Raw genomic sequence first — 20,870 nt, 5'->3', positions numbered from 1 at the left:
AACGGAACGCGTTACGTGGCCACTCCCCTGCCCCAGATCCTGAGCAACCTGCATGCCGCCGCCGAGGCCGCTGGCAGGCCCGACCCACGCCTGCTGGCGGTGTCCAAGACCCAGCCGGCCGAGTCCGTGGCCGCGCTGGCCGCGCAGGGCCAGCACGCCTTCGGCGAGAACTACGTGCAGGAAGCACTGGCCAAGATGCAGGCGCTGCAGCACCTGGCGCTGGAATGGCACCTGATCGGCCACCTGCAGTCGAACAAGGCCGAGGCCGTGGCCAGCCATTTCGACTGGGTGCAGAGCGTGGACCGCCCCAAGCTGGTGACCGCGCTGGCACGCCATCGCCCGGCCGCGCGAGGCCCGCTGAACGTGCTGATCCAGGTCAACATCGACGACGAATCCAGCAAGCATGGCTGTGCACCGGAGGAAGTGGATGCACTGGCCGCAGCGATTGCCGCCGAACCCACCCTGCGCCTGCGCGGACTGATGGCGATTCCCGCGCCATGGCCCGAAGCCGAGCGGCGTCGGGATGCATTCGTGCGCATGCGCACACTTTTCCAGTCGCTGGCTGCCCAGCACGCGCAGATCGACACGCTGTCGATGGGCATGAGCAGCGACTACGCCGAAGCCATCGCCGAGGGCGCCACCCTGGTGCGCATCGGCACCGCCCTGTTCGGCGCGCGCCCGCGCCCGGCCTGATTTTTCAAGGAGACTTCCATGGCAGCTGATTCCATCACCTTCATCGGCGGCGGCAACATGGCGCGCAGCCTGATCGCCGGCCTGATCCGCCAGGGCGTGCCGGCCGCGCACATCCACGTCGCCGAACCGGTGGCCGAACTGCGCCAGGCGCTGGCCGCCGACTTCGGCGTGCAGGTGCATGACAACGCGAGCGATGCCGCCGCGCAGGGTGGCACCTGGCTGCTGGCGGTGAAGCCGCAGGTGCTGCGCGAGGTCTGCCAGTCTCTGCAGGCGCTGGCACAGGCGAGCCGACCGCTGGTGGTGTCGATTGCCGCCGGCATCACCAGTGCGCAGCTGCAGCGTTGGCTGGGGGGCGACCTGGCAGTGGTGCGCGCGATGCCGAACACCCCTGCCCTGCTCGGCGCAGGTGTGACCGGCCTGTTCGCCACACCGTCGGTGGACACGCAGCAGCACGCGCGGGCCGAGCAGGTGCTGGCCAGTGCCGGGCGCACGGTGTGGATCGACAGCGAGGGGCTGATGGATTCAGTGACTGCCGTTTCCGGCAGCGGCCCGGCCTATGTGTTCCTGCTGGCCGAAGCGATGGAAGCGGCGGGTATTGCCCAGGGCCTGCCGGCCGACGCCGCGCGCACGCTGGTGGTGCAGACCCTGCTGGGTGCCTCGCGCATGCTGGATGAGGCTGGTGAAAGCCCGGCAGAACTGCGCCGCCGCGTGACCTCGCCCAACGGCACCACCCAGGCCGCGATCGAGAGCTTCCAGGCCGGTGGCTTCGAGGCTCTGGTGGATACGGCACTGCGCGCTGCGCAGGTGCGTGGGCAGGAACTGTCTGCGGTGAATGATTGACCCCGATGTGTGCCGACCAATGGTCGGCACCTACCATCATCCACGCATGGCGTGGATCTATTGATACCTGTCGCCGCTGGAATGCACGGTGCTCTGCTGTCTGCGGTGAATGATTGCCCCCGATGTGTGCCGACCAACGGTCGGCACCCACCATCATCCACGCATGGCGTGGATGCTCATTGCCCCAACGTCGTCATGACGAAATCGACGAAGCACTGCAACCGCGGGCGCGGTCTGCGGTCGGGCAGGTAGATCAGGTGCATCGGCCGCGGTTCGGGCAGGTAGTCGCGCAGCAGCGGCTTCAACCGCCCGGCTGCAATCTCCCCGGCCAGCAGTGCGGTCGGCTGCAGCACCAGCCCGGCTCCGGCCACGGCGGCTTCGCGCAGTGCAACACCATCATTGCAGGTCAGGCGCGCTTCCCAGTCCACCTGTTCACCGTTGGCCAGCTGCCAGCCGTGGCCACCGCGCCAGGCCAGATGGCTCAGGCAGTCATGCCCTTCCAGATCGGCGGGCGTACGCGGCGTGCCGCGCCGGCGCAGGTAGGACGGCGCCGCGCACAGGCTCATCGCATACGGTGGCAGCGGCCGCGCCACCACCTCCTGCGACGGCAGCGGCCCGACCCGGATCGCCACGTCGAAGCCGTCCTCGATCAGATCCACACGGCGGTTGCTCAGATCCAGTTCGACGTTCAGCTGCGGCTGCGCGCGCAGCAGGCCGGCGAGCTGTGGCGCCAGCACGCAGCTGCCCCAGGTGGTGGGTGCGCTGACCCGCAGCAGCCCGCGCGGTTGCACCTGCAGTCCAGCCACGTCGGCCTCGGCCTGCTGCACCTGCTCCAGCACCTGCCGGCACCCGGCCAGGTAGGCGCTGCCGGCTTCGGTCAGGCGCTGGCGGCGGGTGTTCCGTTGCAGCAACCCGGTGCCCAGGTGCGCCTCCAGCTGCTGGATGTACTTGCCGACCATCACCGCCGAGACCTGCAGCTGTTCAGCGGCCCCTGCAAAGCTGCCGCACTCGGCTACCGCGACGAAAGCCTGCATGCAGCGAAGGGTATCCATTGCTAATCCGGAGTTAGGAATCTGCAAAGCATACGCCGCTTACCTAACCCCGCTGTGACGGCGCAGACTGCGTTCACTCCCTCACACAAGGAACGGCCATGAAGATCCTCCTCGTTGGTGCCAGCGGCACCCTCGGCCAGGCAGTCGCCCGCCAGCTCGGCCAACAGCATCAGATTCTCGCCGCCGGCCGCAACAGTGGCGAACTGCGCGTGGACCTGACCGACGACGCCAGCGTCGCCGAACTGTTCTCGCGTACCGGCCCGGTTGATGCGGTGATTTCCACCGCCGGCAAGCTGCACTTCGGTCCGCTGCAGGACATGACGCCGGCGCAGTTCAACCTCGGCCTGCAGGACAAGCTGCTGGGCCAGGTGCGGCTGGCACTGGCGGCGCAGCACCATCTCAACGCCGGCGGCTCGATCACCCTGACCAGCGGCATCGTCAGTGCACAGCCGATCCGCGATGGCGTCAACGCCACCTCGGTGAATGCCGCGCTGGAAGGCTTCGTGCGTGCCGCCGCGTTGGAACTGCTGCCGCGTGGCCTGCGCATCAACGTGGTCAGCCCGAACGTGCTGATCGAATCGATGGCGGCCTACGGACCCTACTTCCCGGGCTTTGAAGCGGTGAGCGCGCAGCGCGCGGCGCTGGCCTTCAAGCGTGCAGTGGAAGGCATCCAGAGCGGCGAGACGATCACGGTCTGGTAAGAAAAAAGGGACGGAGGGGATCAAGTCGTCAATGCACAAACGACATAATCCCCTCCGTCCCCTTTTCGCGGGTCATTCCCAGCGCATCGGGCCGTCGCCGCGTTCGCCAAGCACATCGCCGGGGTTGGCCAGGCGGCAATGCTGCAGCGACAGGCAGCCACAGCCGATGCAGCCGGTCAGTTCATCGCGCAGCAGCTGCAGCATGTGGATGCGCTCTTCCAGCTCGGTGCGCCAGCGCGCGGACAGCTTGGCCCAGTCGGCCTTGGTCGGCGCGCGGCCTTCAGGCAGGCTCTCGAAGGCGCGGCCGACCGCTTCCAGTGGCATGCCCACCCGCTGCGCCACGCGGATCACCGCCAGCCGGCGGAGCACGTCGCGGCTGTAACGGCGTTGGTTGCCCGAGGTGCGCAGACTGCTGATCAGCCCCTTGCGCTCGTAGAAATGCAGCGCGGAAACGGCCACGCCACTGCGCTGGGAGACCTCGCCAACGCTGAGTTCCTGGGATGCCATTGCTTGACCTCAACTACAGTTGAGGTGGCATGCTGCTATCTTCGCCGCCAGTTGACAAGCGCGGCCCGTATCTGACCTGTATGACCCCGACCCTCTCTCCCACTGACACCGGCCTGCCGGCTGAAACGTCGATCCTGTCCGCGCGTTACCGCGCCACGACCATCGGCATGGTCGCGCTGGTCGCGCTGCACGCCTTCGAAGCACTGGCCGTCGCGGCCGCGATGCCCACCGTGGCCGAAGCACTCGATGGCCTGCGCCTGTACGCGCTGGCTTTTGGCGGCACCCTGGCCACCAGTGTGATCGGCATGACCCTGGCCGGTCGCTGGGCCGATCGCCACGGCCCTGCGCGGCCACTCTGGCACGGCCTCGGCTGCTTCGTGCTGGGCCTGCTGCTGGCCGGCTTTGCGACGCGCATGGGCATGCTGGTGGCCGGGCGCCTGATGCAGGGCCTGGGCGCGGGCGCGATTTCGGTCTCGCTGTACGTGATGGTTGGCCGCAGCTACCCCGAACACCTGCGACCGAAGGTGTTCGCCGCGTTCTCGGCCGGTTGGGTGGTGCCTTCGATGGTCGGCCCGGCGTTGAGCGGGCTGATCGTGCAGCATCTCGGCTGGCGCTGGGTGTTCCTGGCGGTACCACTGCTGGCGATACCGGCGGCACTGCTGCTGCGCCCCGCGCTGGCACGCATGCAGCCCAGTCCCGCCAGCACCGCCGACGATGGGCGTGGCAACGTGGTGCGCTGGGCCAGTGGTGCCTCGCTGGCCGCGTTGCTGCTGTACTTCGGCGGTCAGCAACAGGGCCTGCCTGCCCTGCTCTGCATCGGTGTGGCGATGCTGGCGCTGTTGCTCTGTGTGCATCGGCTGCTGCCGGCCGGAACCCTGATCCTGCGCCGTGGCCTGCCCAGCGTGATCGCACTGCGCGGCATCGCTGCGGCGGCGTTCTTCGCCTGCGAGGCCTATCTGCCCCTGCTGCTACAGCGCGAACGCGGGCTCTCGCCCAGCTGGGCCGGCGCAGTGCTCAGCCTCGGTGCGCTGGGCTGGTTCGCCGGCTCGTGGCTGCAGGGCCACCAGCAGCGTGGCTGGTCACGCCAGCAGCTGCTGCGCGCCGGCACGATGATGATGACGGTCGGCATCGCCGCCACGCTGGCCGTGCTGTTCAACGTAGTGCCACTGCCGGTGTCGCTGCTCGGCTGGGCCGTGACCGGCTTCGGTATGGGCATGATCTACGCCAGCCTGTCGGTGTTGACGCTGTCGTTGTCGGCGCCGCGGGAGCAAGGTGCCAACACCTCGGCACTGCAGCTGAGCGAGGCCCTGTCGGTGACCACCGCGCTGGCGGTCTCCGGCGCATTGTTCGCGTTGTTCGTGGAAAGCACCCCGCACACCGGCTACCTGCTGTGCCTGGCCATCACCTTCGGCCTTGCGCTGTTGGCCACGGTGATCGCGCGACGGGTGTAGCGCCGCCGCGCATCGCGGTAGTGCCGGCCGCTGGCCGGCAACCTCACGAACGCTGGAATGTCCAGATGATGACGGCCAGGGGCCGGCATTACCGCGTACCGGCCCCCACATCATCGATGTCCCGATGCAGGATGCGCCGCACTTCCAGCACCGCCTGCGGGGTCTCCTGCACGCTGTGGCCGGAGATGATCACCTTCTCGGACAATGCACCCGGCAGGTGCGCACTCCAGTACGGCACCAGCCCGTCATCGGATTTGTCCACCGGCAGTTCCGGTTTGCGCTGGGCGATGATCGAGTGGTACTTCAGGCCCGCTTCGATCGGCAGCTGTGCGGCGGCCTTCACGAACGGATCGCTGGCCTTGAGGTTGTCGATGCTGTTCGGAATCTTCGGCTTGGCCGTGCCATCGACCTGCTGTTCGGCCTGCGCCAGTGCCAGGAACACATCCTCGAATTTGCCGAGGATGGTCAGCGGCAGGCGTACCAGGCGACCGATCAGGCGCCCGACCTTGTTGCCGGCAATGTCGGTGCCCTGGTGCGGCGCGGCGATGAAGATCGCGCGTTCCACGTTCGGCTGCGCCTTGAAATGCAGCAACGGCCCCAGCTTGTTCTGCACCCGCTTCAGGCGCTCGCCCTTCAGGTCGTAGTTGGCCAGCAGGTCATTCCACAGTACGTCGCCCGAGTCACTGACCAGCAGGCGCGCCAACACGCCGCCCATGCTGTGGCCGATGTAGACCATGTCCTTCGATGCACGCGTGCTGCCGTTGGGATCGAAGTGCTTCAGCGTGTCGTTGAATGCATTGGCGATCTCGTAGCGGTTCAACGCGATCGGCGCATTGGTCGGGTAGTAGACCTGCCACACCTGGAACTGCTGGCGCAGCTCGGGGTCGCCCATGATCTCGTTGGCCAGGTTCACCCAGGCTTCCGGGCTGCTGGCCAGGCCGTGCAGCATGAAGATGATGCGACGATTCGGGTCCCACGGCTGCATCAGGTAGATGTGCGGTTCGCCGATGCCCTCGCTCATGCCGAACAGGGTGCGCAGCGATTGCCGGGCGAAACCGCTCTGCGCCAGCCACAGGCCATAGGCGGCGGTGAAGTTGCCGGCCAGCGGCACCTGCTCGCCATGCAGGGTGATGCGCTCGGTGGCTTCGGGCGAATAAGCGTCCAGCTCGACCCGGCGCGTGCGCATCACATCGTCCAGGTTGCTGCCCTCGAAGCGCAGCAGTGCGGTGACGTTGATCGAAGACATCTCGCTGAACTCGGGCACCGAATCGTCATGGCGATGACGGCGGCCACGGCGTGCGTCGTCCTCATCCTCCTGCGGTGTCTCGGCCTTGGGGCCCTCGGGTGCGATCACCGGTGCAACCAGCTTCGGCGGGTCCATCACCATCACCAGCTCGGCACCGAAGCCATCGCGGCGATAGGTACTGCGCAGGCCGACGAAGCTGACCGTGCCGGCCGGCACCAGCTGCGCGGGAATGCTCTTCAGGTTCAGCTGCTGGTAGTTGGAGGCCAGCGACCAGCTGCCGACCGTGAGCGGCTTCGTGTAGTCCTCGCCGGCCAGCGCAGCGGCGCGTGCGCGCACGAACAGCACCACTGCCGCCTTCTCGGCCGCGTAGTTGTAATAGTCGCGCACCTGCGTCTGGCGGTCCTCGAAGGCACGGTCGGACGGTGAGCGGCCGCTGTAGAACAGGTAGGCATAGGCATAGCGCGCCGCTTCCAGCCAGGCATCCAACGCCGCATCGCTCATCGGCGGATCGCCGGCAGCCGTCTTCTTCGGCGTCATCGCCAGCGCGGCCTTCACCCACAGTTCGGACAGCGCCGACAACCGCTGCTCGACATTGAGGTCGTCGGTCATCAGCAGCGTGCTGCGGCAGACCAGGAAGTCCTTTTCGCACTGCGACTCGTCCAGGCCTGCCGCGCTGAGCGTCTCGCGCGCGGCCGGGCTGAGCTTGCCCGTGTTGAGCACGTCGGCACGCTTGTTGACCAGCGAATCGCTGGACTTGACCTGCTTGACGGTAACCATCGCGCAACCGCTGCTACCCAGCAGCAGGGAGGCAGCGAACAACACCGGCAGCAGGCGCTGCCAGCGGCGTGGGAGGAATCGGGTCATTGCTGCGGGTCCTGCTCGGTGCCGGGCACGCCCTGGCGGATTACGGTGGAGAAGTGGTCGCCGCTGCCCAGGTCCAGCGCACGCTGGGTGATGCGGCCCTTGTCATGCAGCTCGGCGTACGGCACACCTGGAGCGAGCGCGCCGACCTCCTGCGCGTACTCGGCCAGGTAACCGGACAGCAGCAGGCGGTAATCCAGCGGCAGGCGCGGTGCGATGTGCCGGGCCAGGTCGAAGACGATGGTGGTGCAGTTGCTGGTCAGCGTGTTGTAGAAGCCGGGCTTGGCATCCAGTTCGCGGGCCTGCGCGATGTACGCAGCGAACAGTTCCTTCAGCTGTGCGCGGTTCATGCCATGCAGCCGGTACAGGTAGACATCCTCGCCGCGCGCGTTGGTGCGGGTGCGGATGATGTCGGTCTCCTCCGAAGCTACCAGGGTCATCTCGAACTTGCGGAAGAAGCCGCCCAGCGCAGAGAACGATTCACCGCGCTCCTTGCGGATCTCCAGCGAGAACACCACGTGGCGGCCGTCCTCGAAACCAAACGAGATCAGGGTGTGGGCGATGGCCGGGCCCATCCAGTACGACAGCACCAGATCGGCCGAGCGCAACTGGTCCAGGTCGTACTCGCGGCGCACCCAGCGGGCGTCGTAGTCGTTTTCGCTGCGCCAGCTGAAATCACGCACGTTGTCCAGCACGACGTGGCGGCCATCGAAAGACACCACGTGCAGGCGCTGGGCCACGTCATCGGCCCACACGCGGTCCTGGCGCGGGGTCAGCAGCAGCCACCACAGGCCGGCCAGCGCCAGCGATGCCCCGAACGCCAGGCCCAGGCGGCGCGAGGCACGGCCCCGCGCGACCCGCCACGACACCCACAGCGCTACCAGCAGCCACAGCCCGGCGACGCCGGTAGCCAGCCAGCCCGGCCCCGGCAACTGATAGGCCAGCAGCCCGGTCACCCACAGCGCCAGCAGCGCCATGGCACTTCCTGTCATCCATCGTCCTGCGGCTTTCACTGGCATCCTGTCGCGGTCCTGAAGCCGCATAGTTAGCCACAAGCGGGTTCACCGTGGCATCTACGGCCCGTTCAGGCACATCGGCGCACCGTCTGCGGCGGCCCCCGCGGCCAGACGGATCACACAGGAGCAATGATGGGCATCACTTCCGTGGCCGGCGTTCCGGTCCAACCCCAGCACCGCGCAACCTGCCACTGCGGCACCGTCGAGCTGCTGCTGGACCTGCCGGACGGCATCGTCGATCCCCGCCGCTGCGACTGCTCGATGTGCCGGCGCCGGGGCGCCATCGCCGCCAGCGTCCCCCGCCAGGGCCTGCAGGTGCTGCGCGGGCAGAACCACCTGCAGATGTACCAGTTCAACACCCATGTGGCCGAGCACTACTTCTGTGGCGTGTGCGGCATCTACACCCATCACCGGCGCCGCTCCAACCCCGACCAGTACGGCTACAACGTGGCCTGCCTGGAGGGCATCGACCCGTTCGCGTTGGGGGTGATCCCGGTCAGCGATGGGGTCAACCACCCATCAGACCGCACCGGCTAGTGGCGCGTGCGCCGCGGCGGCGTGGCCACCTTCTGCCAGGGCGCCATGCCGCTGCGCCCGGCCCGCGCCGGGCGTTTCAGCCAGGGCCGGCGCGGCGGTGCCGGTGGCGCATCCGCGGCCGGGGGAGGAAGCGGTCGACGGCCAGGCCAGAGATGATCGAGCAGCCACATGGCAGGTCTCCGTGGGGGACGGGGACGACCAAGCCTAGGCCCGGGTGGGCATAGGCAGCGTGAGCGGGACACGACAACGGGATGACGGCGAAGGCGGGCGATGAGCCTGCTACGCAGTACGCCCGACCAACGCGTCTTTACGTTTCCGCAGCAACAGGTGCAACAACGCAGCACATGCGGCGGTCAGCAGCGCCAGTACACGCAGCAGTGTTGCCAGCGCCTCACTACTGGCATGCTGCAGCTGCATGCGACTCATCGCCGGTAGCAGTGCCTGCGCCTGTTCCCGCGCCCCCGTGGCCAGATAGGCACCGGCACGCGCCAGCGATGCCGGCGACGCGCCCTGCAGCTGATGGCCGATCAGCAGCGCAAGCAAGGCAGTGACTGCGGCCAATGCGATGCCCTCACCGGCTACACGCACGGTCCCGAAGATGCCGGCGGCCATGCCCGCACGCTGTACCGGCACCACGCTCACTGACAGCCCATCCATCAGCCCCCATGGCAAGGCCGTCCCTGCACCGACCAGCATCAGCCACGGCACCCACTGCGAAGGCGACGGCTGCGATGCATGGCGCGACAGCAGGTACAGGCCAGAGGCACAGACCAGCAGTCCCAGCGTGCACAGCCGCGCACTTCCCACGCGCTCCGCCCAGCGCGCGGCCAGCATCGGCAGCACCAGCATCGGCGCGGACAGGGCCAGCATCTGCAACCCCACCAGGGTCGCGCTCTGGCCGTGCACGCCCATCAACTGAAGCGGCAATACCACCAGCAGCACCACGTAGCCGAAGCAGGTTGCGACCGGCAGCAGCTGGACACCGAGGAACGCCGGTTGCGAGAACAACGAGAGGTCCAGCAGGGGTGAGCGGTGCAGTCGTTCGATGCAGATGAACGCTGCGCCCAGCAGCAGCGTCGCCAACAGCGCCAGTTGCACGCGCACGGTATGCAGGCCGAACTCGCCCAGCCACAGCAGGGCCAGGGTCAACGCTGCCAGCATCAGGCTGAAGCCCAGCATGCCGCCGACATCCAGCCGCCCGCGTTCACCGTGGCTCTCGGGCAACACACGCGCGCCCAGTACGAAGGCGGCGAATGTCAGCACGCCGCCGACGGCGAACACACTGCGCCATCCCAATGCCTGCAGCAGCAGACCCGCAAGCAGCGGCCCCAGCGCCAACCCCGCACCGAATGTGGCGCCCAGCAGGGCGAACACACGGCCACGCATCGGCCCCTGCCAGGCATGCGCGAGCGCAGCCGTGCCGGACGCCAACGCCGCTGCGGCGGCAACGCCCTGCAACCCACGCGCCAGATCCAGCCACAGCAGCGTGGGCGCGAGGCAGACGACGATCGTGGCGACGGTGAAGCCTGCTGTGCCCAGCAGGAACAACCGCCGCCGGCCATAGCGGTCGGCCAGGCCACCGGCAGCGAGCAGCAGGCTGCCGAAGGTGAGCATGAAGGCGTTGGTCACCCAGGCCAGCACGCTCGGCGACGACGCCACGGAACGGGCCAGCGCGGGCACCGCGACGGCACCGGCCGAGAAGGACAACGGCAACGCCAGTGCGGCCAGGCAGACGGCAAGCAGGGTCCAGCGCTGCTGCGTCTGGACAGGTACAGGGAGCATCGAAACCGGGGCCATGGGGGCCTCCATCCATCAGGGGCATTGATGATGAACAGGCCGCTATTCCTGAAAAACAGGCTCGATGGACATTGATTGCGTCTCAATGTTCCGTAATCATGCCCCGCATGGACTCCATTTCTGCCCTGCTCGCCTTCGTCCGCACCGCGGAGGCCGGCAGCATCGTGGGTGCTGCGCGTGCACTTGGCCTGTCCGCGTCGGCGGTCGGCAAGCGCATCGCCCGCCTTGAACAGGAGCTCGGCACCCGGCTGTTCCAACGCACCACCCGCCGCGTGCATCTCACAGACGAAGGCGAACTGCTGCTACAGCGCTGTCGGCGTGCACTGGACGAGCTTTCCGAAGCACAGGCGGACCTGGCGCAGCGACAGCATGCCCCCAGCGGGCTGCTGCGCATCGGCCTGCCCACCATCGGGTACCGCTTCCTGCTGCCGGTGCTGCCCGGCTTCCAGCAACGCTATCCGCAGGTGCAGCTGGAACTGGACTTCAACGACCGCATCGTCGATGTGGTCAGCGAAGGCCTGGACGCGGTGATACGCAGTGGTGAACTGGCCGATTCCAGCCTGACCGCACGGCGACTGGGCGGCTTTCGTTTCATCCTCTGTGCGGCGCCGGGCTACCTGCAGGCGCATGGCACGCCCGGTGATGTGAGCGAGCTGCGCATGCATACCGCGCTGCGTTTCCGTTACCCCACCACCGGAAAGCTGCATCCGTGGCAGCTGCCGGGCATCGAAGGCGATGCGGGGGCACGCCTTCCCACGGCGATGACCTGCAACAACATGGAGGCCGTGCTGGCCGCTGCGATCGGTTGCATGGGCCTGGCCTGGATGCCTGACTTCCTCGCAGCCGACGCGCTGTCCGATGGCCGCCTGCAACGGGTACTGCCTGCGCTGCCCACGCACCAGGGGCAGTTCTCGTTGCTATGGCCCGGTGGGCGCCATCCCAGTGCACGCCTGCGGGTATTCATCGACTATGCCGTTGCGCATCTGTTCCAGCGCGCCCCGGAAAAGGGGACGGAGGGGATTAAGTCGTTTCAGGCACAGTAGGACCGATTACGACTTAATCCCCTCCGTCCCCTTTTTCGTTCAGCGGCTGAAGCGGCGTGCGCCGGCCACGCAGATCACCGCGACCACGGTCACCAGCACCATGCTGAGGCTGACCGATTCATGCAGCAGCAGCGCGGCCAGGGCCAGGCCGAAGAAGGGCTGCAGCAGCTGCAGCTGGCCGACGGCGGCGATACCGCCCTGGGCCAGCCCGCGATACCAGAACAGGAAGCCGAGCAGCATGCTGAACACTGCCACGTAGCCCAGTGCCCACCATGCCGAGGCATCGACCGCGGTGAACGAGGCCGGGCGCATCAGCACTGTCAGCGGCAGCATCACCGGCAAGGCCAGCAGCAGTGCCCAGCTGATCACCTGCCAGCCGCCCAGATGACGGGCCAGCCGGCCGCCTTCGGCATAGCCCAGCCCGCACACCACGATGGCCGCCAGCATCAGCAGGTCTGCCTGCAAGGACGCCTCGATGCCGTTGCGCACCGCATAGCCGACCACGCAGGCACTGCCCAGCAACGAAAACAGCCAGAACGCCGGGCGCGGTCGATCGCCGCCGCGCAGCACGCCGAACACCGCAGTGCTCAGTGGCAACAGCCCGAGGAACACGATGGTGTGTGCCGACGACGCATGCCGCAGGGCGAGCGCGGTCAACAGCGGAAAGCCGACCACCACCCCCAGGCTGACCACTATCAGCCCGGGCAGGTCATTGCGCCGCGGCCACGGCTGGCGCAGCAGAAGGAGCAGAACAAAGCCGAGCACGGCGGCAATGGTGGCGCGTGCAGCAGTGACGAATCCAGCGTCCAGCTGCAGCACCGCCAGGCGGGTGGCCGGCAGGGAGCCAGCGAAGATCACCACACCGATGAAGCCATTGATCCAACCACTCGCCGACCGTTCCACGCCTGTACTCCTGAGGTGCCGGACGATGCCCGGCTGGACCTGTATGGAAGCATCCAGCGCGGGACGACCCCAGCTACAATCCAGTACAGTCGCAAGTAACTGTACTGCCCACACTTCCACTACGGTTCCGCCATGCTGCGTCCGCTCACCCGCATCGAATCGGTCATCCAGACCGTCCGCACCCGCATCAGTGCGCGGCTGGATGGCCCTGGCTCACGCCTGCCCTCGGTACGTGCGCAGGCGGCGGCGATGGGGGTTTCGGTCTCCACCGTGGTCGAAGCCTACGAGCGCCTGGCGGCCGAAGGCCTGATCAGTGCGCGCGCAGGCTCGGGCTTCTACGTCAGTGGCCCGGCCGCACCGCTGGCGCTGGCCGAGATGGAGCCGCGGCTGGACCGCGCGGTGGATCCGCTGTGGGTATCACGGCAATCGCTGGAAACGCCCGCGGGCCACCTCAAGCCAGGGTGCGGCTGGATGCCCAGTGACTGGCTGTATCACGATGGCGTGCGCCGCGGCCTGCGCCGGCTGGCGCGTGCCGATGCCATGCAGCTGGTCGACTACGCCGGCCCGCTCGGGCTGCCCGCGTTGCGCCAGCTGCTGCAGAGGCGCAACGCCACGCTCGGCATCGATGCACCGATGGAGCAGATCCTGCTGACCGAATCCGGTACGCACGCGGTCGATCTGCTCTGCCGTTTCCTGCTCAAGCCCGGCGACTGCGTGCTGGTGGATGATCCGAGCTACTTCAACTACCACGCGCTGCTGAAGGCGCACCAGGTGCAGGCCATCGGCGTGCCGTACACGCACAGCGGTCCCGACCTGGACGCATTCGCCCAGGCCCTGCAAGCGCATTCGCCACGGCTGTACATCACCAACTCCGGCCTGCACAACCCGACCGGCGCGGTGCTTTCCGCGAGCACCGCACACCGCCTGCTGGGCCTGGCCGAACGCAGCGAACTGATCATCATCGAGGATGACATCTTCGCCGACTTCGAACTGCAGCCGGCACCGCGGCTGGCCGCGCTCGATGGGCTGTCACGGGTGATCCACGTCGGTAGCTTCTCCAAGACGCTGTCGGCAGCGTCGCGCTGCGGCTACATCGCCGCGCGCCACGACTGGATAGAGGCATTGACCGACCTGAAGCTGGCGACCAGCTTCGGCGGTGGTCATCTGGCCGCGCAGTTGATGCACATCGCGCTGACCGACAGCGGTTACCGCCGCCACATGCAGTCGATACGTTCGCGGCTGGCCGATGCACGCCGGCACACACTGCGGAAGCTGCAGATGCTGGGCATCACGCCGTGGCTGCAGCCGGAAGCCGGCCTGTTCCTGTGGTGCCAGCTACCCGATGGCCGCGATGCCGCTGCACTGGCGCGGCAATGCCTGCGCGAGGGCATCGTGCTGGCGCCGGGCAACGCGTTCAGCCAATCGCAGCGCGCGGCCGACTATGTACGTTTCAACGTTTCGCAGTGCCAGGACCCGAGGATCTGGCAGGTACTGGCGCGCGCGCTGCGTTGAGCTGGTAATGCGCGACCAGCGCATCCACCACCACGCGCACGCCCGGCAGCTGGCCGCGGCGATGCGGCAGCAGCACGCTGGTGGTGACTTCGCCGGCATGCCACGCCGGCAGCACCTGCTGCAGGCGGCCGGCGGTAATGGCCGCAGCACACAGGCTGTGTGGCAGTACGGTGATGCCAAGACCCGCTTCTGCCGCCGCGATCAGCAGCTGCGATTCATTGCCGACCAGCGCCACCTGCGGCTCCACCTGCACGGTGCGGGCGTCGGCGCCGTGCAGCGTCCAGCGCGTTGCATGGCGCGCGGTCAGCAGGCCGGCATGCGCGCGTAGCTGTTCGGGCGTGTCCAGTGCCGGCGCGGCTGCCAGATAACCAGGGGACGCCACCAGCACGATGCGTTCGCTACCGAGCATGCGCTGCACCAACCCGGAATCCGGCAGCGGACCGAAGTGGCTGCGCAGGGCGATGTCGATGCCTTCCTGCGCCAGGTCGATGAAACGATCACTCACTTCAACTTCGATACGCAGCCGTGGATAGCGGCGGGCCAACGCAGGCAGGCACGCGGCGAGCTCCCCCTGCACCACCGGAATCGAAGCGCTGATCCGCACGGTGCCGCTGGGTTCGGCCTGGCGGTCGCGGACGATGGCCTCGGCGGCCTCGACCTCAGACAACGCTGCGCGTGCGCGCTCGAAGAACTCCTGGCCGACCTCGGTCAATGCGAAGCGGCGCGAACTGCGCTGCAGCAGCCGCACCTGGAGCTGTTCTTCCAGCAGCGCCACGCGCTTGCTCAGGGTCGAGCGCGGCAGGCCCAGATGGCGCCCGCCTGCAGCGAACCCGCGCTGCTCCACCGCGGTCACGAACAGGGCTAGATCGTTGAGGTTGAGCATGCGCAACGTCCACAGATGTGGACTTCAGGATGCCATTCAAGCGGCTTCCGGGGCAATGTCCACGCAGGCACGCTTTCCTCACCCGCCGCATCGCGGCTTGAACCGGAAACCTGCCATGACCCCGATCCTCTTCTACGGCGTGCCCTCGGGCTGCTCGTTCGGCTCCATCGTCGCCCTGGAATGGCTGCGCCAGCCGTATCACCTGTGCCGCATCGACATGCCCAGCCAGGTGCAGAGCGAAGACTACCGCCGCCTCAATCCGCTGGGTGAAACCCCGACCCTGCGCACCGCGCAGGGCGAGCTGCTCAGCGAGAGCCTGGCCATCCTCAACCATCTGGCCGCGAAGGACATCGCGCAGGGGCTGGGCTTCGCACAGGGCACGCCCGGCTTCGATCGCCTCAACCACCGGCTGGCCTATCTCAACAGCAGTTTCTTCGGTGCCTACGCGCCGCTCTGGCACGCACTGGAGCATGCGCAAGGCGATGACGGCGAGGCGCTGCGTGCCTATGGCACCACCAAGGTGCGCCACGCCCACCAGGCGCTGGAGCAGATGATCGGCACGGGCCCGTGGCTGCTGGGCGAACAGCGCAGCTTTGCCGATGCCTACTTCGCCGGCATCGCGCGCTGGAACGACTATCACCAGGTGGTCGATCGTCGCGAGTTCCCCAGGGTGCAGCAGCTGTTCGAGCGCCTGCAGGACGACGCCGGCGTGCAGTTCGCCCACGCCATCGAAGCGCAGCAGCCGGCAACCAGCAGCGGTGGCTTCCTCGGCGAGGTGCGGCTGGAAGACGTGCTTGAGGCAGCAGCGGCCTGAGCCCTGTCCTGCCCGTGTGGCAGCGGCGCGCAATGCCTCTTGCGCGCCGCGCTACAGTGGTATGTCCCCCGCCGCAGGAATCCGCGCATGTCCACGTTCTCCGACCCGCAGGCGGTGGCCCGCTATGCCGAAGCGCCGCTGCGCCAGGTGCCCGGCTTCCTCGCCCTGCAGCAGATGAGCCGCCTGCTGCTGGCCGAACGCGTTCCCGCGCAGGGCCGTGTGCTGGTGCTGGGCGCCGGTGGCGGGCTGGAGCTGAAGGCTTTTGCCGAGGCGCAGCCGGGCTGGCAGCTGCTGGGCGTGGATCCGGCCGCGCCGATGCTGGCCCTGGCCGAGCAGACACTGGGTCCGCTGATGCCGCGCGTGCAGCTGCTGGAAGGCTACATCGACGATGCGCCCGATCTGCGCTTCGATGGGGCCAGCTGCCTGCTGACTCTGCACTTCCTCGATGCCGGGCAGCGCCTGCACACGTTGCGCGAGCTGCACCGGCGCCTGCAGCCCGGCGCGCCGCTGGTTGTGGCCCACCACAGCGTGCCGCAGGAACCGGCCGGCAAGCTGCGCTGGTTGCAGCGCTACGCAGCGTTCGCCGAAGCCTCGGGCGTTGCCCACGCCGATGCACAGCGCGCGATCGAGGCCATCGCCGAGCGGCTGCCGCTGCTGGCCCCCGAACAGGAAGTGGCGCTGCTGCAGGAGGCCGGCTTCGACGGCGTGGAGCTGTTCTACGCAGGCTTCAGCTTCAAGGGCTGGGTGGCGTACGCCGGGTGATGCCTACGGCACCACGGTGATGCCGATGCGCTGCATCAACAGCGCCACCTGCTGCACGTCCAGCGTGGCACCACGCAGGTTGGTGCTGCGCAGGTCCAGCTCACCCAGCTCCGAGTTGGTCAGGTCGCAGTCGGTGAAGTTGGCGCTGTTCCAGTCGATGCCCTCGAACTGGCCGCCGGACAGGTCCGAGCCGGCGAAGCTGGCGCCACTCACATTCGCGCCATCCCATCGGTTTTCCCACAGCTCGCACTTTTCCAGCGCTACCCGCGAGAAATTGGCATAGCGCAGGTTCGACTTCTTGATGAACGCGCTGCAGAACCAGCTGCGCGTGGTGATCTGGTTCATGAAGCTGGCGTTGCTGAAATCCGCGCCCTGCGCGCGGCACTCGCTGATCTCCAGGCCCAGCGCCTTGATGAAATTGAAATGGCACATGCTGATATCGCAGCTGCGGAAACTGGCTTCCTTCAGCGTGGCGCCATTGAAGCGGCAGCCGGCGCGGCTGTCGGCATCGTAGAAACTGCAGTTGATGAACTCGGTGCCGGTCAGGTCCGCACCGGAGAAATCGCACTCGTGGAACTGCTGGTCGACCACTTTCTGGCCGGTGTACTGGTCCGCGCCGATGCGCAGCTTGCGGTGAACGGTGGGAGACATCAGGGATTCCATGCCAAGTGCCCCGCCATGATGCCGGGCCGCGAGGCCGATCCATAGACCCCGGGGCGGGCGGGTTCACCGGCAGTCCAGCCGCCCTGTGCCCTCCCGACCAATGCATGTTGTTGCATGATTATGCACGAACGTGCAGACTTGCGGCATGAGCGCCGACCCCAGCCCCCTACCCGCCCAGCGCACCCGGCAGATCCTCGAGGAGCTGCGCCAGCAGGGCCGCGTGGTCGCCGCCGAACTGGCGCGCCGTTATGCCGTCTCCGAAGATTCGATCCGCCGCGACCTGCGCGAGCTCGCCGCCCAGGGCCTGTGCCAGCGCGTCTACGGCGGCGCCGTGCTGCCGCCGCCCAAGGAACGGCCGCTGCGCGAGCGCCTGACCCGCGACCGCGGCGACAAGGCCGAGCTGGCCGCCCGCGTCTGCGCGCTGCTGCAACCCGGCCAGGTGGTACTGCTCGATGCCGGTTCGACCAATCTGGCGATCGCCCAGCAGCTGCCGGCCGCTCTCTGCCTGACGGTGATCACCAATGCCCCGCAGATCGCCACCGCCGCCAGCATGCTCGAAGGCACTCCAGTGCAGCTGATCGGCGGGCGCCTGGCCAGCGGTGGCGGTGCGGTCGGTGCCGAGGCGTTGGCCCAGGTGCAGCGCCTGCGTGCCGACGTGTACCTGCCCGGCCCCTGCGCGGTGGACGGCGACACTGGCGTGTGGGCGATGGATGCCGAAGAAGCCACGCTCAAGCGCGCGATGGTGGCCTGCAGCAGCCGCGTCATCGTCGCCGCCACCACGGAAAAGCTCGGTGCCCGCGGCAACTGGCAGATCGCCAGCCTGGACGAGATCGACGACCTGGTGCTGACCACCACCGCACCGCCCGCCTTGGCGGCTCGCTTCCACGCCGCCGGTATCGCGGTGCACCCCACGCCTCCCTGACCGTACTGCTCATGTCCCTTGCCAACCGCGCGCGTGCCGAACAGCACGCGACCCGCGCTGCGTTCTTCATTCCCGGCTTCGCCACCGCGTTGTGGGCCACCCTGGTGCCATTCGCCAAAGCGCGCACCGGAATCAATGACGCCACGCTGGGGCTGGTGCTGCTCTGCCTCGGAGCGGGTTCGCTGCTGGCAATGCCCTTGTCCGGCGTGCTGGCCGCGCGCCTGGGCTGCCGCCGGGTGATGGTGGCCAGCAGCCTGCTGATCTGCCTGACCGTTCCCGGCCTGGCATTGGCCAGCTCGGCGTGGGCGCTGGGCCTGGTGCTGTTCGTGTTCGGTGCGGCCGTGGGCGCGATGGACTGCACGATGAACGTGCAGGCCGTCATCGTCGAGCGCGAAGCACGGCGGGTGATGATGTCTGGCTTCCATGCCTTCTTCAGCATCGGCGGATTCCTCGGCGCGGCCACCATGACCGTGCTGCTGTCCGCACAGTTGCCGCCCTTGGCATCGGTGCTGATCGGTGCCGTCACCATGCTGCTGGTGACGCTGCTGTCGGCGACGTACTGGCACAGCGAACGCATGCCGCACGACACACCGATGCTGGCCCTGCCGCATGGCATCGTGCTGTTCATCGGCGTGCTGGCGTTCGTCGCCTTCCTCGGCGAAGGTGCGATGCTCGACTGGAGCGCGGTGTTCCTCAGCGATGTACGTCGCGTCGATGCCAGCCTCGCCGGCGTCGGCTATGTGACCTTCACCCTGACCATGACGGTCGCGCGCCTGTTCGGCGATGCACTGGTGGCACGCGTGGGCCGCCAGCGCGCGATCGTGTTCGGCGCGCTGCTCGCCGCTGCCGGCGTGCTGGTGCTGACCCTGGTCACGCCGTGGCAGGCATCATTGGCGGGCTATGTGCTGGTCGGCCTCGGTTGCGCCAACATCGCGCCCGCGCTGTTCTCGCTGGCCGGCCACCAGACCCGCATGCCCGGCGCGCTGGCCATCACCGCCGTTTCCACGCTGGGCTTTGCCGGCATCCTTGCCGGACCGGCGTTGATCGGCTTTGCCGCGAATCATTTCGGTCTGATTGCTGCGTTCATCGGTGTGGCCACGGCCTTGTTGCTGGTGGCCGCGTCCACACGTTGGCTGCGGGTTTAGTCCAAGGCATCAGCGCCGCCTGCGCCGCAGCTTCATCCGCAACCGGCGGTAGCCGATCACCGTGGCCGTTGCACACAACGCAGCGCCAGCCAGGCTCAGCAGCAGCAACACCGCCAGCCGGGCGGTGTCCTGACGCAGCATCGCCGGCAGGTCCCAGCTGTGCAGGAAGTAGAACAGCCAGCGACCCACGCGCTCGCGACGCCCCATCGTCAGCAACGGGTCGCCAGTGGCCAGATCGAGGTAGACCCGCGTCGCCTCGGCATCGCCGAAATCAGCCACCGCCACCGGGAAGCGGCGTACCGCTGCGCCGTTCATGGCTTCCGGTGCACGCGGGTAGAAGTACGCATCCGCTGCGAGCTGGACCCAGTACCCCTGCATGGGCGCATCCGACAACGCCCGCACCTTCTGCTGCAGCCATGCGGCCAGCAGCAACCGCGCAACCTGCAGATGACCATCACTGCCGGACACAATGCGGGTCTCGCCCTGCCCGTCCAGCAACACCGCGAACAGCTCACCACCGATGCGCCGCCACTGGATCTCCACCGGCCTGAAGTTCCGGGCGCCCGCCGTCGCCAGCAGCACTGCAGGTTCACCCAGCATTCCATCCACCGCTACCGCGCCGCCACGATAGCGTCCGCTGTCGATCGCCTCGCGCGTGCTGCTGAAGACGCCCAATGGATTCATCGACATCAGGCCGCTGAAGATCCAGGTGAACACGAATGCCGCTGCCACCAACCCGATCAGGTGGTGCCAGCGCATCCAGGGCTCGACATACGGCGTCTTCGCGCCAGTGCGGTAGTGCCCGCGGAAGCGCCAGCGCCACACACCCACCACGATGCCGCTGATCGCCGCCACCGTGCACAGCGCGGACAGCACGATCACCACCCACGTCCAGACCGGGTCCACCGACTGCATGCGCAGGAAGTACAACCAGTGCAGCCAGGCGCCCACATAGTTCCAGCGCTGCTGCATATGCGGTGCGTCCTGCACCACTTCGCCGGTGTGTGAGGACACATACACATCCCCTGGCTGCGCGCCGCCCACTTCAACCCGGTACAGCGGCCGATGCGCATCCAGCGCACGCGAATGCGTCCAGCGGTCTTCATCCACGCGTGTCGCGCCGACGAAGGCTTGGCCGCCCGCGAACTGTGCGGCGGATGCTTCGGCTCGCTGTGCCGACACCGGCAGCAGCGCCTGGCCGGTCACGGCAGACCAGGCGCCCACGTTGCTGCCATTGCGCACCACGTACGCAGGCTCGCCACGCAGCGTCGTCAGCGCCACAACCTCCGGCTCGGCCTGCACCACGGCAGGCAGTACCGACAGCCCCTGCAGATCGCGAGCATCCCCCAGCACCGGCAACGCCGCCAGCCGCTCACCGGGTGTCAGCTTCGGGTAACCAATGAACAGCATCACCATGCCGCTGACAAACCACAGCAACATCAGCAGGCATCCGCCGATGCCCAGCCAGCGGTGCACCAGATAGGTCCAGCGCTTGGCGGTGGATCGCAACGTCATCGCCAGC

Annotated in this window: 20 protein-coding genes; 11 read left to right on the top strand and 9 right to left on the bottom strand. The window is 67.8% G+C overall.

Going from position 1 to position 20,870, the window contains the following annotated elements; translation table 11 throughout:
* Window positions 1-15 precede the first annotated feature (15 nt).
* Entirely contained in the window at window positions 16-693 is a 678-nt protein-coding gene (locus Q9Q79_RS04975) for a YggS family pyridoxal phosphate-dependent enzyme (RefSeq protein ID WP_012479335.1), read from the top strand.
* Between the two features lie 18 nt (window positions 694-711).
* The gene (proC, locus tag Q9Q79_RS04970) at window positions 712-1,533 is read left to right on the top strand and encodes a pyrroline-5-carboxylate reductase (protein ID WP_012479334.1); all 822 of its coding nucleotides are present in this window, start codon (window positions 712-714) and stop codon (window positions 1,531-1,533) included.
* Between the two features lie 176 nt (window positions 1,534-1,709).
* Here proC and Q9Q79_RS04965 read toward each other — a convergent pair whose 3' ends face one another.
* Window positions 1,710-2,585 carry a LysR family transcriptional regulator gene (locus tag Q9Q79_RS04965; protein WP_060381038.1) on the bottom strand — a complete coding sequence of 292 codons (876 nt, stop codon included), beginning with the start codon at window positions 2,583-2,585 and terminating at the stop codon, window positions 1,710-1,712.
* 98 nt (window positions 2,586-2,683) lie between these two features.
* Between Q9Q79_RS04965 and Q9Q79_RS04960 the strand changes: the two genes are divergently transcribed.
* On the top strand, window positions 2,684-3,286 hold the full coding sequence (locus tag Q9Q79_RS04960) for a short chain dehydrogenase (protein WP_049397188.1): 603 nt from the start codon (window positions 2,684-2,686) through the stop codon (window positions 3,284-3,286).
* A gap of 72 nt (window positions 3,287-3,358) precedes the next feature.
* Here Q9Q79_RS04960 and soxR read toward each other — a convergent pair whose 3' ends face one another.
* On the bottom strand, window positions 3,359-3,793 hold the full coding sequence (gene soxR / locus Q9Q79_RS04955) for a redox-sensitive transcriptional activator SoxR (RefSeq protein ID WP_005415534.1): 435 nt from the start codon (window positions 3,791-3,793) through the stop codon (window positions 3,359-3,361).
* A gap of 29 nt (window positions 3,794-3,822) precedes the next feature.
* Here soxR and Q9Q79_RS04950 point away from each other — a divergent pair, with 29 nt between their 5' ends.
* Window positions 3,823-5,244: an MFS transporter gene (locus tag Q9Q79_RS04950; protein WP_049397187.1), complete on the top strand. Its 1,422-nt coding sequence runs from the start codon at window positions 3,823-3,825 to the stop codon at window positions 5,242-5,244.
* Window positions 5,245-5,332: 88 nt separating this feature from the next.
* Here Q9Q79_RS04950 and Q9Q79_RS04945 read toward each other — a convergent pair whose 3' ends face one another.
* A complete protein-coding gene (locus Q9Q79_RS04945) occupies window positions 5,333-7,354 on the bottom strand; it encodes an alpha/beta hydrolase (protein ID WP_201861895.1) in 2,022 nt (673 codons plus the stop codon).
* On the bottom strand, window positions 7,351-8,328 hold the full coding sequence (locus Q9Q79_RS04940) for a DUF4105 domain-containing protein (RefSeq protein WP_044569600.1): 978 nt from the start codon (window positions 8,326-8,328) through the stop codon (window positions 7,351-7,353). The genes Q9Q79_RS04945 and Q9Q79_RS04940 overlap by 4 nt, the downstream gene beginning before the upstream one ends.
* Window positions 8,329-8,499: 171 nt before the next feature.
* Between Q9Q79_RS04940 and Q9Q79_RS04935 the strand changes: the two genes are divergently transcribed.
* A complete protein-coding gene (locus Q9Q79_RS04935) occupies window positions 8,500-8,904 on the top strand; it encodes a GFA family protein (protein ID WP_033834825.1) in 405 nt (134 codons plus the stop codon).
* A 279-nt stretch (window positions 8,905-9,183) separates the two neighbouring features.
* Here the strand turns inward: Q9Q79_RS04935 and Q9Q79_RS04930 are convergent, their stop codons facing one another.
* The gene (locus Q9Q79_RS04930; RefSeq protein ID WP_065183977.1) at window positions 9,184-10,701 is read right to left on the bottom strand and encodes an MFS transporter; all 1,518 of its coding nucleotides are present in this window, start codon (window positions 10,699-10,701) and stop codon (window positions 9,184-9,186) included.
* A gap of 107 nt (window positions 10,702-10,808) precedes the next feature.
* Here Q9Q79_RS04930 and Q9Q79_RS04925 point away from each other — a divergent pair, with 107 nt between their 5' ends.
* Entirely contained in the window at window positions 10,809-11,744 is a 936-nt protein-coding gene (locus Q9Q79_RS04925; protein WP_065183978.1) for a LysR substrate-binding domain-containing protein, read from the top strand.
* A 39-nt stretch (window positions 11,745-11,783) separates the two neighbouring features.
* On the opposite strand, the gene Q9Q79_RS04920 is transcribed toward Q9Q79_RS04925, so the two are convergent.
* Window positions 11,784-12,647: a DMT family transporter gene (locus Q9Q79_RS04920; protein WP_065183979.1), complete on the bottom strand. Its 864-nt coding sequence runs from the start codon at window positions 12,645-12,647 to the stop codon at window positions 11,784-11,786.
* A 132-nt stretch (window positions 12,648-12,779) separates the two neighbouring features.
* On the opposite strand from Q9Q79_RS04920, the gene Q9Q79_RS04915 reads away from it, so the two are divergent.
* Entirely contained in the window at window positions 12,780-14,159 is a 1,380-nt protein-coding gene (locus tag Q9Q79_RS04915; protein WP_201861893.1) for a PLP-dependent aminotransferase family protein, read from the top strand.
* Here the strand turns inward: Q9Q79_RS04915 and Q9Q79_RS04910 are convergent.
* The gene (locus Q9Q79_RS04910) at window positions 14,098-15,042 is read right to left on the bottom strand and encodes a LysR substrate-binding domain-containing protein (protein WP_201861891.1); all 945 of its coding nucleotides are present in this window, start codon (window positions 15,040-15,042) and stop codon (window positions 14,098-14,100) included. The two genes, Q9Q79_RS04915 and Q9Q79_RS04910, sit on opposite strands and share 62 nt — an antisense overlap.
* Window positions 15,043-15,157: 115 nt before the next feature.
* On the opposite strand from Q9Q79_RS04910, the gene Q9Q79_RS04905 reads away from it, so the two are divergent.
* Together Q9Q79_RS04905 and Q9Q79_RS04900 are read left to right on the top strand one after the other, a co-directional pair.
* Complete coding sequence (locus tag Q9Q79_RS04905; RefSeq protein ID WP_201861889.1) at window positions 15,158-15,856, top strand: glutathione S-transferase family protein; 699 nt, start codon at window positions 15,158-15,160, stop codon at window positions 15,854-15,856.
* 87 nt (window positions 15,857-15,943) lie between these two features.
* On the top strand, window positions 15,944-16,618 hold the full coding sequence (locus Q9Q79_RS04900; protein WP_049453891.1) for a class I SAM-dependent methyltransferase: 675 nt from the start codon (window positions 15,944-15,946) through the stop codon (window positions 16,616-16,618).
* Window positions 16,619-16,621: 3 nt separating this feature from the next.
* Here the strand turns inward: Q9Q79_RS04900 and smqnr are convergent, their stop codons facing one another.
* Entirely contained in the window at window positions 16,622-17,269 is a 648-nt protein-coding gene (gene smqnr / locus Q9Q79_RS04895; protein ID WP_099527133.1) for a SmQnr family pentapeptide repeat protein, read from the bottom strand.
* 157 nt (window positions 17,270-17,426) lie between these two features.
* On the opposite strand from smqnr, the gene Q9Q79_RS04890 reads away from it, so the two are divergent.
* Window positions 17,427-18,203, top strand: coding sequence for a DeoR/GlpR family DNA-binding transcription regulator (locus Q9Q79_RS04890; RefSeq protein ID WP_099527132.1), 777 nt, complete (start codon window positions 17,427-17,429; stop codon window positions 18,201-18,203).
* Between the two features lie 11 nt (window positions 18,204-18,214).
* Window positions 18,215-19,348, top strand: a complete 1,134-nt coding sequence (locus Q9Q79_RS04885) for an MFS transporter (RefSeq protein ID WP_099527131.1) — start codon at window positions 18,215-18,217, stop codon at window positions 19,346-19,348.
* Window positions 19,349-19,357: 9 nt separating this feature from the next.
* Here the strand turns inward: Q9Q79_RS04885 and Q9Q79_RS04880 are convergent, their stop codons facing one another.
* Window positions 19,358-20,863, bottom strand: a complete 1,506-nt coding sequence (locus Q9Q79_RS04880) for a PepSY-associated TM helix domain-containing protein (protein WP_100437959.1) — start codon at window positions 20,861-20,863, stop codon at window positions 19,358-19,360.
* Between the last annotated feature and the right edge of the window lie 7 nt (window positions 20,864-20,870).

Source organism: Stenotrophomonas sp. a6 (assembly GCF_030913325.1).
GTDB classification, from domain to species: Bacteria; Pseudomonadota; Gammaproteobacteria; order Xanthomonadales; family Xanthomonadaceae; genus Stenotrophomonas; species Stenotrophomonas maltophilia.
This window is presented reverse-complemented; position numbering and strand designations above follow the sequence as displayed.

Bases quoted from the DNA above. Each gene is read 5' to 3' on its own strand.
- proC (WP_012479334.1), top strand. From the start codon at position 712: ATGGCAGCTGATTCCATCACCTTCATCGGCGGCGGCAACATGGCGCGC.
- Q9Q79_RS04965 (WP_060381038.1), bottom strand. From the start codon at position 2,585: ATGGATACCCTTCGCTGCATGCAGGCTTTCGTCGCGGTAGCCGAGTGC.
- Q9Q79_RS04960 (WP_049397188.1), top strand. From the start codon at position 2,684: ATGAAGATCCTCCTCGTTGGTGCCAGCGGCACCCTCGGCCAGGCAGTC.
- soxR (WP_005415534.1), bottom strand. From the start codon at position 3,793: ATGGCATCCCAGGAACTCAGCGTTGGCGAGGTCTCCCAGCGCAGTGGC.
- Q9Q79_RS04950 (WP_049397187.1), top strand. From the start codon at position 3,823: ATGCTGCTATCTTCGCCGCCAGTTGACAAGCGCGGCCCGTATCTGACC.
- Q9Q79_RS04945 (WP_201861895.1), bottom strand. From the start codon at position 7,354: ATGACCCGATTCCTCCCACGCCGCTGGCAGCGCCTGCTGCCGGTGTTG.
- Q9Q79_RS04940 (WP_044569600.1), bottom strand. From the start codon at position 8,328: ATGGCGCTGCTGGCGCTGTGGGTGACCGGGCTGCTGGCCTATCAGTTG.
- Q9Q79_RS04935 (WP_033834825.1), top strand. From the start codon at position 8,500: ATGGGCATCACTTCCGTGGCCGGCGTTCCGGTCCAACCCCAGCACCGC.
- Q9Q79_RS04930 (WP_065183977.1), bottom strand. From the start codon at position 10,701: ATGGCCCCGGTTTCGATGCTCCCTGTACCTGTCCAGACGCAGCAGCGC.
- Q9Q79_RS04925 (WP_065183978.1), top strand. From the start codon at position 10,809: ATGGACTCCATTTCTGCCCTGCTCGCCTTCGTCCGCACCGCGGAGGCC.
- Q9Q79_RS04915 (WP_201861893.1), top strand. From the start codon at position 12,780: ATGCTGCGTCCGCTCACCCGCATCGAATCGGTCATCCAGACCGTCCGC.
- Q9Q79_RS04910 (WP_201861891.1), bottom strand. From the start codon at position 15,042: ATGCTCAACCTCAACGATCTAGCCCTGTTCGTGACCGCGGTGGAGCAG.
- Q9Q79_RS04905 (WP_201861889.1), top strand. From the start codon at position 15,158: ATGACCCCGATCCTCTTCTACGGCGTGCCCTCGGGCTGCTCGTTCGGC.
- Q9Q79_RS04900 (WP_049453891.1), top strand. From the start codon at position 15,944: ATGTCCACGTTCTCCGACCCGCAGGCGGTGGCCCGCTATGCCGAAGCG.
- smqnr (WP_099527133.1), bottom strand. From the start codon at position 17,269: ATGTCTCCCACCGTTCACCGCAAGCTGCGCATCGGCGCGGACCAGTAC.
- Q9Q79_RS04890 (WP_099527132.1), top strand. From the start codon at position 17,427: ATGAGCGCCGACCCCAGCCCCCTACCCGCCCAGCGCACCCGGCAGATC.
- Q9Q79_RS04885 (WP_099527131.1), top strand. From the start codon at position 18,215: ATGTCCCTTGCCAACCGCGCGCGTGCCGAACAGCACGCGACCCGCGCT.
- Q9Q79_RS04880 (WP_100437959.1), bottom strand. From the start codon at position 20,863: ATGACGTTGCGATCCACCGCCAAGCGCTGGACCTATCTGGTGCACCGC.